Raw genomic sequence first — 13322 nt, 5'->3', positions numbered from 1 at the left:
TAGAATAGTCGCTATATGGTGTACTAGGTAGAAAATTTATTAAAGTTGGTAGTCCAAGACAAACAACGACATATACAATGACTGTTGGAGCGCTTGCTTTCATCATTGTGTCCTTTATGCAACAGAGTGTAGTAGCGATTCCAGAAATTCCTCTATTAGCATGGTTATCTATTTTATTTATGGCAATTGGAATGAGTGTGCTTGGTTACCTTTGGTGGAATAAAGGAATCGCGCAAATTGGGGCAGCAAAAACCTCTTTGTTCTTTAACTTAGTTCCCGTTGTTACAATGCTTGTTTCTTTTGTAGAAGGAGTGAGTATCACAATTTCGCAATGTTTAGGGATGATTTTAGTCATTACAGGTGTTCTATATTCTTCCGGTTTTCTTGCTATAAAATCCAAAAAAGAAAGTGTGAATATATAACCCTTAACATTTTATAATTAGAAATGTTAGAATAATAAGAAAAAGTGTTAGAGGGGATAGAGCAATGTTTACACTTCGAGTCGATGATGAAATCAAACTTCAATTGTTAGAAAAACATCATAAAGAAGAATTGTATCAATTAGTAGATCAAAACAGGGAGCATTTAAGAAAATGGCTTCCATGGGTAGATGGGACAAAATCTGCTGATGCATATGACGAAATTCTTCCGATGTGGCTAAAGAAATATGCGGATGGAAACGGTTTTGAAACAGGTATACGTTATAAAGGAAAGCTCGTTGGAATGGTCGGTATTCACGAGGTGAACTGGGCTAAGAAAGCAACAAGTCTTGGATACTACCTTGCAGAAGAAGCAGGTGGAAAAGGAATTATGTCAAGGAGTGTAAAAGCGGTGCTTCGCTATGCGTTTGAAGAACTAAAATTGAATAAGATAGAAATCCGTTGTGGGGTAGAGAATCAGAAAAGCCGTGCGATTCCGGAGCGACTTGGCTTTAAGTTAGATGGAGTTATGCGTGATGAAGAGTGGCTTTATGACCATTTTCATGATCTTACTGTGTATAGTTTACTAGCTTCAGAATGGAAGGAGATTCGATGAGCGATACGATTTGCATTCAGTCATATGAAAGTAAGTACCAATCTGAAGTAGTCGATTTAATTATTCGCATTCAGCAAAAAGAATATAACGTACCAATTACAAAGGAAGAACAGCCAGATTTACAAGAAATTGAGCAGTTTTACCAAAGAGATAACGGAAGTTTCTGGGTAGCAATACATGATGGGAAAGTAGTTGGAACTGTAGCCTTATTAGATATTGGGAATCAACAAGTGGCCTTGAGGAAAATGTTTGTGAAAAAAGAATTTCGGGGCAAGGTGTGGAATACCGCGAGCATGTTACTCCAAACAGCTATCTCTTGGGCAAAAGAAAGAGAATTAGAAGGAATTTATTTAGGAACAACAGTACAGTTTTTAGCGGCACATCGCTTTTATGAGAAAAATGGATTTCAGAGTATTAGGATGGAAGAGTTACCAGGGAGTTTTCCGGTGCTGCAGGTAGATAAGAAATTTTATAGGTATGGTTTGTGAAGAATAGAGATCATTCAAATCGAGAATGATCTCTATTTTTTTTGTTAAGGAAAATGGAAATGATGGTATAATTTAGGTGAGAGGTGATGGTATGAAATTTCCTATCCAAAGAAGCACACCAAGTATGATTTTTGTAAGTGCAATGTTGATCCTTATGGTTGTTTGGCCAAGCGGAATGCTGATTATAGACAATGGAAACTGGGGATCAGCACTGATTGGGATGGCAATTTGCCTCATTGTAAATGTCCCTCTTGTTTGGGATGTATTTATTAAGAAACATACAGTCGAAAATGGTGTATTGAAATATGGCATATTGAACGAAGACGTTACACTATCTGATATAAGAATGGTGCGTCAAGTTGGAAAATCACTCGAAATTACAACGAACCGATACAAAGTCCATATGATTGCTATGCCAACAGATAAAGAAAAGTTGTTGTCACTCATTCAAGAAGCGAACCCACATGTGAAAATAGATCTAAAAGCATAATGGAGGACGAGGAATGAAACATTTTCGGCTGTTATTTTGTTTTGAATTATTGATGGTACTGGTCGTTTGCGTTAGAGGGTATGTTCGTTGGGAGTGGCCGTTGTATTTGTCGATAGGTGTAGGCATTTTAGCAGTTGTACTTTTGTTTTATTACCATTCTCGTCAAATCAGAAACAAAGGACAGGAAGTGGAGAAATAATATTGACCGTCCGACAAAACGAGACGTACCAAAAGAGCTCTCCCATCAAAAGGAGAGCTCCTTCACATTTTATTTTAAGTTCTCAGGATTTAAAGCTTCTAATTCAGGTACAACGAAGCGACCGTCTTTACGGATTAATACGTCGTCGAAGTAAATTTCACCGCCGCCGTATTCAGGGCGCTGGATGCATACTAAATCCCAGTGGATGTTAGAGTTGTTGCCATTCCATGCATCGTCATAAGCTTGGCCAGGTGTAAAGTGGAAGCTACCGTCGATTTTTTCATCAAATAGGATATCACCCATTGGATGTAAGATGTATGGGTTTACGCCGATTGCAAATTCACCAACGTAGCGTGCACCTTCATCTGTATCGAAGATTTTGTTAATGCGTTCTGTATCGTTTGCAGTTGCTTCAACGATTTGACCGTTTTTAAATGTAAGCTGTACGTTTTCGAATGTATAGCCGTTGTAAGGTGATGGCGTGTTATAAGAAACTGTACCGTTAACAGAATCGCGAACTGGTGCAGAGTATACTTCACCGTCTGGAATGTTCAAATGACCAGAGCATTTAATAGCTGGAATATCTTTAATGGAGAATGTTAAGTCAGTTCCAGGACCAGCAAGGCGAACTTTATCTGTTTTGTTCATTAATTCAACAAGGTTATCCATTGCTTTATCCATTTTGCCATAATCCAAGTTACATACTTCGAAGTAGAAGTCTTCGAATGCTTCTGTGCTCATTTTTGCAAGTTGTGCCATAGATGCATTTGGGTAGCGAAGAACAACCCAGCGTGTTTTTGGAACACGAATGTCTCTATGAACTTTTTTACCAACTGTTTGACCGTGGATCTTCATGCGTTCACTTGGAACGTCGGCTTGTTCGTTAATGTTATCGCCAGAGCGAAGACCGATGTAAGCGTCCATATCTTTCATTACGCTTGCTTCATATGCAGCGATTTGCTCGAAGTGTTCTTCAGTAGCGCCCATTAATAATGAGCGATCGACTTGATGATCTTTCAATGAAACAAATGGGAAACCACCAGCTGCATAGGCTTCTCTTACAAGTGCAGTTACAAGTTCTTTTTGCAAGCCAAAGTTTTCAATCAATACTTTTTCGCCTTTTTGTAAGCGGATTGAGTAGTTAATTAAATTGTGTGCTAAAGTTTCAATACGTGGATCTTTCATATGTAAAGCCTCCCTACTAATTATGTATCCTTCCTTATTGTACCCTACTTGCTGGAATTTGTTTAATGATTTATGGTACATTTGACGAACAAGTGTGAAAATTCTAATGAAATCACAAGGATTAGAACGAAACGGAAAATGATTGTATAATAGGAGAAAGTATGAAAAAGATAAAGGAAGTGATGAAATGCAAGTTCTTTTATACGTAAGTGCAGCTATAGCTGCCGTTGCTTTTGCAATTTTAGTGATATATACATGTAGAACATTATTATCATTGCAGAAGACGTTAGAAAATGTTGCAAGTACATTAGAAGGCTTAGAGAAGCAAATGCAAGGGATAAGCGTAGAGACAGAACAATTATTACATAAGACGAATGCATTAGCTGATGATATTCAGCAGAAATCTCAGTCATTAAATAAAGTAGTAGAAGGCGTAGATGGAATTGGAACAACAATTCATTCTTTAAATACGAAACTTCGCAATGTATCAGATTCTGTAACAAATGAAATTGAAAATAATGCAGACAAAGTTGCACAAGTTGTACAATGGAGTAGTGCAGCGATTGAAGTGTATAATCATTTTCGTGCTACTAGACAAGAGAAGAAATTAGAAAAAGCTGAGAAGAAGCTAGAGAAGGAAGAGAAAAAAGAGAAAAAAGAGAAAAAAGAGAAGCGCTCTAGACTTCCAATTCGTATGAGAGGTGAATAAAGTGAGCATGACAAAAATCGAAACAATGGAAGAGTTTGAAGCATTATTAGAAACAGCGGAACCATATATTCTTTTTAAACATAGTACAACATGTCCAATTAGCCAAGGAGCCTACGCAGAATTTGAGGCATATTGTCAAGATGCAAAAGAAACACCTACTTATTATTTATACGTACAAGATGCAAGAGATGTTTCGAATCGTATTGCAGAGCACTTTGGTATTAAACATGAGTCGCCGCAAGTGCTATATATAAAAGATGGGGTAGCGGTATGGCATACATCCCATTGGAATATTAAGAAGCAAACTTTAGAAGAGAATGTGAAGTAGGGAGAAGTAAGCGGAGACGCTTGCTTCTTTTTTTAGGATTCATGAACTATGTAAATACAGATTGAAAAACTGATAGAAAACTGTTCTTTTTAGGTGGAAGAGAGGATCTACTCATGCATAGAAGTGGTCAGAGCCTCTTCTGCTCCCATGCCAAGTGAAAACAAAGAGAGAAAACGAGTGAAGGTTGAGTATGCTTTGTGTAAGTGAAAGGCAACAATATATATTTCAAATAAGAGAACGATTCCATTTACAATGTATATCATGTGACAATCTGATATCTATCGGATATAATAAATTATCTTAACCATGATAATAATGTAATCTTTATATATAACTTGAAAGAGGTGGTTTTCTTATGGCATCACAAGAATTAGATCGTTTACGCTCTCAAATTGATCAAATGAACCTACAAATTTTAGAATTATTAAATGAAAGAGGTCGTCTTGTTCAAGAGGTTGGTAAGTTGAAAGAAGCACAAGGTGTGAAACGATTTGATCCTGTACGTGAGCGTAATATGCTTGATTTAATTGCTGAGAAGAATGATGGACCGTTTGAAACATCAACTCTTCAACATATTTTTAAACAAATTTTTCAAACAAGCCTAGAATTACAAGAAGATGATCACCGTAAAGCACTCCTTGTTTCACGTAAGACAAAGCCAGAGGATACGATTGTTGATATAAAAGGTGAAAAAATTGGTGATGGCAATCCTCACTTTATTATGGGACCATGTGCGGTTGAAAGTTATGAGCAAGTGCGCCAAGTTGCGGAAGCAATGAAGGAACAAGGGTTAAAGCTAATGCGCGGCGGTGCATTCAAACCTCGTACATCGCCGTATGATTTCCAAGGGCTTGGCTTAGAAGGCTTGCAAATTTTACGACAAGTGGCGGATGAATATGATTTAGCGGTCATTAGTGAAATTTTAAATCCGAATGATATTGAAAGGGCATTAGATTATGTTGATGTCATTCAAATTGGTGCTCGTAATATGCAAAACTTCGATCTACTCAAGGCTGCTGGATCGGTGAAAAAGCCAGTATTGTTAAAACGTGGTTTATCAGCAACGATTGAAGAATTTATGTATGCGGCAGAATATATTATTGCACAAGGTAACGGAGATATTATTTTATGTGAGCGCGGCATCAGGACGTATGAAAAGGCAACGCGTAATACGCTTGATATTTCTGCTGTGCCAATTTTGAAGAAAGAAACACATTTACCTGTCGTAGTGGATGTAACGCACTCTACAGGACGACGTGATCTCTTATTACCAGCTGCAAAAGCAGCGATGGCAATCGGTGCTGATGCGGTTATGGCTGAAGTACATCCGGACCCGGCTGTTGCGTTATCAGATTCAGCGCAACAAATGGATATTCCAGAATTCAATGAGTTTATGAAAGAATTAAAAGCATTCCGCGGTAGATAGTCAGAAGGGGCTGTAGGGTCTATGTGACACTTGTTGCATAGACTTTTTTGCAGAAAATGTCCTTTTTTACATAAAAAATACGAAAATAGGAGAAAAGAAGCGAATTTTTTCGAAACTTTTGCGGGAAAATATTGTATGAGCCTGCATTTTTATCGTATCATTAGTAAAAGGACTCGGGAGTGACATCTTCAAGTAGAGTTGATGTCTTTTTTTCATTTTAGTGAACCGATACATAAAGATAGATAACATAATATAGAAGGAGTGTGCGAAGAGATGAACGTAACAATCTATGATGTAGCGCGCGAAGCGAATGTTTCGATGGCAACCGTATCACGTGTTGTAAACGGTAATCCAAATGTAAAGCCTACAACAAGAAAGAAAGTATTAGAAGCAATTGATCGTTTAGGATATCGCCCAAATGCGGTAGCACGTGGACTAGCAAGTAAGAAAACAACAACAGTAGGTGTTATTATTCCAGATATCTCTAATACGTTTTATGCAGAACTTGCACGTGGAATCGAAGATATCGCAACAATGTACAAATATAACATCATTTTAAGTAACTCTGACCAAAATAAAGAAAAAGAGTTCCATTTATTAAATACAATGCTTGGTAAACAAGTGGACGGTATTGTATTCATGGGTGAAGATATTACAGATGCTCATGTAGAAGAGTTTAAAAAGTCTCCAGTACCAATCGTTTTAGCAGCATCATTTGATGAGAACAATGAAACATCATCAGTAAATATCGATTATACACAAGCAGCTTATGATGCAATGAAGCATTTCTTAGCACAGGGTCATAAACGTATTGGTTTTGTATCAGGCCCTTACATTGATAAAGCGGGAAGCGCAAAGAAATTACAAGGTTATAAAAAAGCTTTAGAAGAAGCTGGTATCGCTTATGATGAAAATCTTGTAATCGACGGAGATTACACATACGACTCAGGTCTAGAAGCATTTGAAAAGCTTTGGGAACTTGATCAAAAACCAACAGCAATCTTTGTATCTTCAGATGAAATGGCACTAGGTGTAATTCATGCAGCACAAGATGCAGGATTAAATGTACCAGAAAACGTAGAAGTACTTGGTTTTGACAACACACGCCTTGCATTAATGGTACGCCCGCAGCTTTCAACAGTTGTACAACCAATGTATGACATCGGTGCAGTAGCAATGCGTCTACTTACAAAATACATGAACAAAGAAAACGTAGAAGATCATACAGTTATCTTACCTCACCGTATTCAATTTAGAGATTCAACGAAGTAAGAATAGGAAAACTCACAGGGAATCCTGTGAGTTTTTTTTGTTCTAATGATATAAGATGTAATTTCTTTCATTAAGAAAGTGATTTAATACTAGCAGATGAACCTACGGCTAGCTTAGATGTTGAAAATGAAAAAGTAATACTAGAGTATTTGAAACAATTGAATGAAAAAGGAAAAACAATAGTAGTTGTTACACATAATCAAGATATATTGCCTTATTTTTCGCGTGTCATTCGTTTACATGAATTGTCTTAAAGATAGAGGGGAGTGCAGAGTTATGAGAAGGAATTTTCATAACTCTGCACTTTTCTATTTCTCAAAGCAACTGATTCTTCTTAGTTGTACGAATAAAAAAGAATAACATGGATTATGATCTTAATTATTTTCAATAAACGCCCATAGTTCATCTGTATTACGCAGATTATTATCTATACACATTTGCGCAGTTATTTTGAATCCTGCTAACAAATCATCAATTTGTAAAGTACGATAATTCTCTATATCTCCTTCCCTCTAGCATACTCTGTTTAATAGTACTCCAACATTCATCCCCTTCCTCAAGCACTTGCAGGACATAGTCCATGTGGTAGGGAGGGGGCATTCACCGGTAAAATTCCCTACAATTACGAAATGTCATGTATAATAGAAAGAAAAGGTTTGTGAGGGGGGAAGAAAAGATGATCGTTCTTTGGATGATTACGCTTTGTATGACTACTGTTTTTGCATATATGACGTTAAAACAAAATGGTCTAAAGCGCTTTGTTCCAGGAAGTATTCTTGCAGGAATTGCCCTTATCACGTATGTAACTTCTATTTTTATTGAAAGTATTTCAGTGAATTTGAGCACAAGCTTCGTATTTGTTGCAATTACATTATTTGCAGGTTCTATTATGATATTAGTGGTTGCCGGTATTATTTTGTTCATTCATATGAATTCGGAAACGCTATAAGATATAAAAAAGCATGTCCTATATGGGCATGCTTTTTATCCGTTCAATTATGCGTTGTCTTTTGAAGTATTTTGTTGTTTCAATAAGTCGCGAATTTCGCCAAGAATTAATTCTTCTTTTGTTGGTTCTGGAATTTCTTCTTTCTTTTCTTCTTCTTTTTTGAATGTTACTTTGTTGAATAGCTTAATGAATAAGAAGATAGAGAATGCGATAATTAAGAAGTCAACAACCGTTTGAATAAATGCACCATATTTAACTTGTGCGTCATAGAATGTAAAGGAAAGTCCTTTGAAGTTTACTCCACCAAGTAGTAATCCGACCAATGGCATGATAACATCGCCCACTAATGAAGAAACAATTTTCCCAAATGCACCACCGATTATAACCCCGACAGCTAAATCCATAACATTCCCTTTTAAAGCGAACTTTTTAAATTCATTCAACATGTATTATTCCCCATCCTTTCCACGACTCAGTATGAAATTTATAATTCCTATCAACATATTCTATAGAAGTTTGTGATAGAAATAAAGGGAAAATGGGAATGAAAGTAAATTCTGAAAAGTGTATCCGTTTCCTTCTATAAAATCCAAATTATGTGATTTATTTTTTTCCGATAGATTGTAATAATGATTCTAGCATTTGTTGGGATTTTAATCCTTCTACTCCATCAACTAGTGGCTTTGTATCCCCTTGTACACAATCGATGAAATGCTGCACAGCATCCTCAAATCCGCGTTGTTTTAATGTTGTTTCCCATGAAGGGGAACCGCTTTGTGTAATGCGATTATCTTGTTCAATCTCTAGTAGGTTCATGTTTTTTACACGAATGATTTTCCCTGTTGTCACAAGTTCGATTTGTTCTAAATTTGTTCCGGCATGGCGATGCATAGCAGTAGAGAGTAATGTGCCATTTGTGCTTGTATACGTATGATGACCATAAAAGAGTTCATTTTTTTCGTTAGTTTGTATCATATTATGAACAACACGAAGATCATCATCAGCTAACCAGCGTGCTGTATCGACGATGTGTAAATAATCATCAAGCATTGTGAAGTCATATGTATATGGACCAACTTTGTTTGTGCGATGTTTTTCAATACGAATCCATGAAATATCATTTGCTTGTTCTTTTGCAGCAACGTACATTGGAACGAAGCGACGATTGAAGCCAACCATAAGTTTTCGGTTATGTTTTTCGCTTAGCTCTACTAATTTTTCAGCCTGTTCGACAGTGGCAGCTAATGGTTTATCAACGTAAACATCGATTCCTTTTTGAAGAAGTTCGGAAACGATTTCATAATGTGTTGCAGTGGAACTATGGACAAATATTGCGTCACATTCTGAAGCGAGAGTTTGTAAATTAGAGAAGTCTTGAATACGATATTGCTTACAGATTTGTTTGCGTTTTTCAGCGTTTGGTGTAAACGCTCCCACAAATGTCCAATCTATTTCCTTTGTAAGTGTTGGAAGGTAAGCTTTTTGAGCAATGTTGCCTAGTCCTATCATACCAATCCGAGGTTTATTCATATGTTTTCCCACCCTGCTATGGATTTTTATAAGTTGTATAGTTGTATAGCAACTATACTGTAGCATATGTATTAGAAGGAAACAAAGATTAAAGTTTTGATATACCCGAAGTACTCTTTTACTGCAAGCACTTCGGATGATTATATTACAAAGCCGTTCAGTTCAAGTGAATGAGTTGCAAGAGTAAAAGCACATATCGCTCGTTATGAACGATTATCTGGAAATATGATTAAGCAGCAAGTGATTTAGTACCTGCTGCTTTCGTGCTGTAATGGTTTATAGAAAGTTTTAATAATAGACGAAAAATGATCGCTTTCTTCTAAAAAAGGATAATGGTTGCTATGTTCAAACGGAATAAAGATAGAACCAGGTATACCTTTGTGCATCTCGATAGAATATTGCACCGGACACTGAACGTCATGATTTCCACAAATGATTAATGTTTTTGCTGTAATAGATGAAAGCTGATCTCTTAAGTCGAATTGTGGGTATTCTTTAGCGAAAGCGTTCATGCGACTCACAGCCATTGTTTTATAAATCGGTTTCGAGAAGTATGTTTTATAGCGTTCTGGCTCATATAAAGATAATTTTGTTCGTTCAGCTGATAATACACTTCGCTCTTCAGGTGTAAGATTAGGGAGTTTCAATTCTTCGATGACATCTTGCATATATTGAAATTGTGGATGGCTTGGATGATAAATACAATCTGTTGTTTCTGTATAGTTACTAGCAGCGGCACCAACAACAACTAAGGATTGCAAGGAGATAGGATAGGTAATTGCATACAGAAGACCAAGCATACCACCTGTAGAATGACCAGCGAAATGCCACGCTGAAAGGTGCAGTGATTCTTTTATTGCTTCTAAATCTTCAATTGTTTCGCTCATACTTAATTCATGTTCCGTTGTAGCTTTCGCAGAATGACCAGCATTTCTTAAATTAATAAGAAATACTTGGTGAGTAGAAGGAAAGATTCCAGCAAAATAATCACCAGATTCGTTAAACTCGGAGTAATGATGTGTAACGCATAGTGGGTCACCGCTGCCTTTTATAAATACTTCAAAAGTACCACGCTTTGTATGTAAGAGTTTTTGTTCCCACATAAATATCACCTTTCATAAAAAAGAATAGGAGAAAGTCCCCTATTCCTATCATTTAATATAAAGCCTTTTTCGTATTATTCCGAATAATTTCAAGGGATTTTGCCACTGTTAATGCATTTTTTTCTTCAATTTCTGGCTTTCGAGGGATAGGGCTATACATGTTGTTAGGGTCTTCCCATGTGAGGGGAAGTTCAATAGGTGCTTGTCCTTTCCAAGCTTCAATCCATTCTGGGGGGAGATAACCTGAGATGTTCTGGATATTGTTCATTTCAAGCCAAATAAGTGCCCATGCTCTTGGAACGACGCGCCATATATCATAGCCGCCACCACCAACGGCGATCCAGCGTCCGTCGCAGTATTCATTGGCGATTTCATGAGCAAGCTTTGGAATTTCACGATAAATTTGCATCGTTGCACAAAGGTGAGTAAGAGGATCGTAATAATGTGCATCGGCTCCGTTTTGCGTTAAAATGATATCCGGTTTAAAGTAAGCTGCGACTTCTTTTACCACGGTACGATAAGATTGTAAAAAAGATTCGTCTTCTGTAAAGGCATCGAGTGGAACGTTAAAAGAATAACTATAGCCAACACCTTGACCGCGCTCGTTTACAGCGCCGGTTCCAGGAAATAAATAGCGCCCAGTTTCATGTAGTGAGATGGTGCAGACGTTAGGGTCATCATAAAAGGACCATTGTACACCATCACCATGATGGGCATCTGTGTCAATGTATAAAACACGCAATCCATATTTTTTTTGCATATATTTTATAGCAATCGAGCTATCGTTATAAATGCAAAAACCAGATGCTTTACCGCGAAATCCGTGGTGCAGGCCACCACCTAAATTTAATGCATGCTTTACTTGACCTGAAAGAACGGCATCTACAGCTGTTAATGTACCGCCAACAAGTAATGCGCTCGCTTCATGCATATTTGGAAACATCGGTGTATCTTCTGTTCCAAGACCGTATGACATGGCGATTGATCTTTCTAATTTTCCTTCTCCAGCACGTTTTACCGCATTTATGTATTCCTCTGTATGAATGAAAGCAATCTCCTCATCTGTTGCCATTCGCGGTGGAATGACTTGAGAAGGGTGAATCAGCCCACTCTTTTCTAGTAAATCGTAGGTGAGTGTAACACGAAGCTGATTAAAGGGATGTTCAGGGCTAAAGGAATAGCCCCGAAAATCATCTGAATAAATGAAGGCACTCTTCATGCCTGCATCCCCATTATGTTTGGCCATAAGGCATGATAACCTTTTTGCTCTAATGTTTCGATCACTCTTAGAGGATTCATCGTTTGAATGCGGAAAACGAGTACTTTATCATTCTCATCTCTTGCTGGATAGACGAGAACGCTCACAATATTAATATGTAAATCACTAAAAATAGCAACTACCTTTCCGAGAATACCAGGTTCATTTTTCACTTGAATTTCAATTTGTGAACTTGGCTGATGGGCACCTGTAAGTTTGACGAGTGTATGTAATACTGTGGATTCTGATATGATTCCAACAAGCTTTCCGCCCTTTGTAACAGGAAGACAGCCAATTTTATTTTCAAAAAATAACGTCGCAATTTCCTCAACAAAATCGAGAGGATGACACGTCATTACTGGCTGTTTCATAATTAACTGAATCGGTTGTTTAAGCATATCCATTGAAACTTGTTCATCGAGAATTGAAGGACTTGCATCACGTACATCGCGGTCAGAAATGATACCGACTACGTTGTTGTTATGACCAACAATTGGAATGTGACGAATGCCCTTTGTACGTATTGTTCGAATTGCGGTTTCGATTGTGTCATCTGGGTGCAGTGCGATTACATCATGATTCATAATTTCTTCTACAATCATTCCATATGTCCCCTTTCTTAATACATAAAACGATTTTTAAAGCGTAAACGGTCAAAATCTTGGATGGAATTTGTATCGACGCGGTTGCCGATACGAACCATTAAACAGTTAGCTGGGTGGGAACAAATTTCTGGATCATCTGTTGCCATCCACTCTAGTCCGCCGGCATTCATCATCTTTTCCATTACTTTACGGTATTCCCAAACATTTAAACCGGTTTGTTTTAAATCCCAGTGCCAATAATATTCAGTCGTTAATATAATGTAATCTTCCATATGATCATCCATCATCGAAACCTCTAATAGATTTTTTCCAACCGAGCATCCGCGAAATGCGGGAATGACTTCAATTGCTCCGAGTTCAATTAAGTTTTCCATGTTTCCTTCTGACCATCGTTCTAGCGGATCAGGATATAAATATGTAACATATCCGACAATTGTTTGGTCATGTCTTGCGATAATGAGACGAGCTTCTGGTAATTTAGAAATTTCGACAATCGCTTTATATTGTTGATCAGCGGGACGAAAGGCAACTAAGTCTGGATGAAATTCATACATTTCAAGATTATGGGTAGATACAGGACCTTCAATGATTAAGGTTCCTCGCGTTGTTTTTAAGTTTCTTGCATTATATATTTTTTTATGAATCAATGTTTTGCTCACCACCTTGAGGGTTTGTGAATCTACTATATATTATCGTACTTTATAATATATGCGATGTGAATCGAATTTTGTCAGTAAAAATTTGT

Annotated in this window: 16 protein-coding genes and 2 pseudogenes; 11 read left to right on the top strand and 7 right to left on the bottom strand. The window is 37.2% G+C overall.

The genetic code is table 11. The features are described 5' to 3' along the window. Positions 1 to 8: 8 nt before the first annotated feature. The 5 genes and pseudogenes from C564_RS0104245 to C564_RS0104225 form a co-directional block, all read left to right on the top strand. Positions 9 to 422, top strand: a pseudogene (locus tag C564_RS0104245) (DMT family transporter); the annotation flags it as partial. A 64-nt stretch (positions 423 to 486) separates the two neighbouring features. Next, positions 487 to 1035: a GNAT family N-acetyltransferase gene (locus C564_RS0104240; protein WP_018764523.1), complete on the top strand. Its 549-nt coding sequence runs from the start codon at positions 487 to 489 to the stop codon at positions 1033 to 1035. Beyond that, a complete protein-coding gene (locus C564_RS0104235; RefSeq protein WP_018764522.1) occupies positions 1032 to 1523 on the top strand; it encodes a GNAT family N-acetyltransferase in 492 nt (163 codons plus the stop codon). Before C564_RS0104240 ends, C564_RS0104235 begins: the two co-directional genes overlap by 4 nt. Positions 1524 to 1614: 91 nt before the next feature. Further along, positions 1615 to 2013, top strand: a complete 399-nt coding sequence (locus C564_RS0104230) for a PH domain-containing protein (RefSeq protein WP_018764521.1) — start codon at positions 1615 to 1617, stop codon at positions 2011 to 2013. A 13-nt stretch (positions 2014 to 2026) separates the two neighbouring features. Beyond that, a complete protein-coding gene (locus C564_RS0104225; protein ID WP_018764520.1) occupies positions 2027 to 2212 on the top strand; it encodes a hypothetical protein in 186 nt (61 codons plus the stop codon). Positions 2213 to 2281: 69 nt separating this feature from the next. Here the strand turns inward: C564_RS0104225 and C564_RS0104220 are convergent, their stop codons facing one another. Next, complete coding sequence (locus tag C564_RS0104220) at positions 2282 to 3397, bottom strand: aminopeptidase (RefSeq protein ID WP_018764519.1); 1116 nt, start codon at positions 3395 to 3397, stop codon at positions 2282 to 2284. A gap of 142 nt (positions 3398 to 3539) precedes the next feature. Here C564_RS0104220 and C564_RS0104215 point away from each other — a divergent pair, with 142 nt between their 5' ends. The 5 genes from C564_RS0104215 (at position 3540) to C564_RS0104195 (ending at position 8081) form a co-directional block, all read left to right on the top strand. Further along, positions 3540 to 4106: a DUF948 domain-containing protein gene (locus tag C564_RS0104215; RefSeq protein ID WP_026008458.1), complete on the top strand. Its 567-nt coding sequence runs from the start codon at positions 3540 to 3542 to the stop codon at positions 4104 to 4106. Position 4107: 1 nt separating this feature from the next. Beyond that, entirely contained in the window at positions 4108 to 4434 is a 327-nt protein-coding gene (gene ytxJ, locus C564_RS0104210) for a bacillithiol system redox-active protein YtxJ (RefSeq protein WP_026008457.1), read from the top strand. A gap of 355 nt (positions 4435 to 4789) precedes the next feature. Continuing rightward, positions 4790 to 5860: a bifunctional 3-deoxy-7-phosphoheptulonate synthase/chorismate mutase gene (locus C564_RS0104205; protein ID WP_003201115.1), complete on the top strand. Its 1071-nt coding sequence runs from the start codon at positions 4790 to 4792 to the stop codon at positions 5858 to 5860. 273 nt (positions 5861 to 6133) lie between these two features. Next, on the top strand, positions 6134 to 7132 hold the full coding sequence (ccpA, locus tag C564_RS0104200) for a catabolite control protein A (protein WP_003201117.1): 999 nt from the start codon (positions 6134 to 6136) through the stop codon (positions 7130 to 7132). 676 nt (positions 7133 to 7808) lie between these two features. Continuing rightward, entirely contained in the window at positions 7809 to 8081 is a 273-nt protein-coding gene (locus C564_RS0104195) for a DUF3917 domain-containing protein (protein ID WP_016116657.1), read from the top strand. A 47-nt stretch (positions 8082 to 8128) separates the two neighbouring features. Here the strand turns inward: C564_RS0104195 and mscL are convergent, their stop codons facing one another. Both mscL and C564_RS0104185 read right to left on the bottom strand, forming a co-directional pair. Continuing rightward, on the bottom strand, positions 8129 to 8527 hold the full coding sequence (gene mscL / locus C564_RS0104190) for a large conductance mechanosensitive channel protein MscL (protein ID WP_018764517.1): 399 nt from the start codon (positions 8525 to 8527) through the stop codon (positions 8129 to 8131). A 157-nt stretch (positions 8528 to 8684) separates the two neighbouring features. Continuing rightward, the gene (locus C564_RS0104185) at positions 8685 to 9611 is read right to left on the bottom strand and encodes a Gfo/Idh/MocA family protein (protein WP_018764516.1); all 927 of its coding nucleotides are present in this window, start codon (positions 9609 to 9611) and stop codon (positions 8685 to 8687) included. A 132-nt stretch (positions 9612 to 9743) separates the two neighbouring features. On the opposite strand from C564_RS0104185, the pseudogene C564_RS36075 reads away from it, so the two are divergent. Beyond that, positions 9744 to 9851 (top strand): annotated as a pseudogene (locus tag C564_RS36075) (DNA-binding response regulator); the annotation flags it as partial. Positions 9852 to 9856: 5 nt separating this feature from the next. Here the strand turns inward: C564_RS36075 and C564_RS0104180 are convergent. From C564_RS0104180 to C564_RS0104165, 4 genes are read right to left on the bottom strand one after another with little or no spacing between them, the layout of a single operon-like run. Beyond that, positions 9857 to 10714: an alpha/beta fold hydrolase gene (locus tag C564_RS0104180; protein WP_018764515.1), complete on the bottom strand. Its 858-nt coding sequence runs from the start codon at positions 10712 to 10714 to the stop codon at positions 9857 to 9859. Positions 10715 to 10766: 52 nt separating this feature from the next. Further along, positions 10767 to 11933, bottom strand: a complete 1167-nt coding sequence (locus C564_RS0104175) for an acetoin utilization protein AcuC (RefSeq protein ID WP_018764514.1) — start codon at positions 11931 to 11933, stop codon at positions 10767 to 10769. Then, positions 11930 to 12574, bottom strand: a complete 645-nt coding sequence (locus C564_RS0104170; RefSeq protein WP_018764513.1) for an acetoin utilization AcuB family protein — start codon at positions 12572 to 12574, stop codon at positions 11930 to 11932. The genes C564_RS0104175 and C564_RS0104170 overlap by 4 nt, the downstream gene beginning before the upstream one ends. A 17-nt stretch (positions 12575 to 12591) precedes the next feature. Beyond that, on the bottom strand, positions 12592 to 13224 hold the full coding sequence (locus C564_RS0104165) for a GNAT family N-acetyltransferase (RefSeq protein WP_018764512.1): 633 nt from the start codon (positions 13222 to 13224) through the stop codon (positions 12592 to 12594). Between the last annotated feature and the right edge of the window lie 98 nt (positions 13225 to 13322).

The organism is Bacillus sp. 105MF (assembly GCF_000374885.1).
Classification (GTDB): Bacteria; Bacillota; Bacilli; order Bacillales; family Bacillaceae_G; genus Bacillus_A; species Bacillus_A pseudomycoides.
Note: the sequence above shows the minus strand (reverse complement) of the source record. Positions and strands in the feature narration are given on the sequence as shown.

Coding starts and splice junctions, on each gene's coding strand:
- C564_RS0104240 (WP_018764523.1), top strand. CDS start 487: ATGTTTACACTTCGAGTCGATGATGAAATCAAACTTCAATTGTTAGAA.
- C564_RS0104235 (WP_018764522.1), top strand. CDS start 1,032: ATGAGCGATACGATTTGCATTCAGTCATATGAAAGTAAGTACCAATCT.
- C564_RS0104230 (WP_018764521.1), top strand. CDS start 1,615: ATGAAATTTCCTATCCAAAGAAGCACACCAAGTATGATTTTTGTAAGT.
- C564_RS0104225 (WP_018764520.1), top strand. CDS start 2,027: ATGAAACATTTTCGGCTGTTATTTTGTTTTGAATTATTGATGGTACTG.
- C564_RS0104220 (WP_018764519.1), bottom strand. CDS start 3,397: ATGAAAGATCCACGTATTGAAACTTTAGCACACAATTTAATTAACTAC.
- C564_RS0104205 (WP_003201115.1), top strand. CDS start 4,790: ATGGCATCACAAGAATTAGATCGTTTACGCTCTCAAATTGATCAAATG.
- ccpA (WP_003201117.1), top strand. CDS start 6,134: ATGAACGTAACAATCTATGATGTAGCGCGCGAAGCGAATGTTTCGATG.
- C564_RS0104195 (WP_016116657.1), top strand. CDS start 7,809: ATGATCGTTCTTTGGATGATTACGCTTTGTATGACTACTGTTTTTGCA.
- mscL (WP_018764517.1), bottom strand. CDS start 8,527: ATGTTGAATGAATTTAAAAAGTTCGCTTTAAAAGGGAATGTTATGGAT.
- C564_RS0104185 (WP_018764516.1), bottom strand. CDS start 9,611: ATGAATAAACCTCGGATTGGTATGATAGGACTAGGCAACATTGCTCAA.
- C564_RS0104180 (WP_018764515.1), bottom strand. CDS start 10,714: ATGTGGGAACAAAAACTCTTACATACAAAGCGTGGTACTTTTGAAGTA.
- C564_RS0104175 (WP_018764514.1), bottom strand. CDS start 11,933: ATGAAGAGTGCCTTCATTTATTCAGATGATTTTCGGGGCTATTCCTTT.
- C564_RS0104170 (WP_018764513.1), bottom strand. CDS start 12,574: ATGATTGTAGAAGAAATTATGAATCATGATGTAATCGCACTGCACCCA.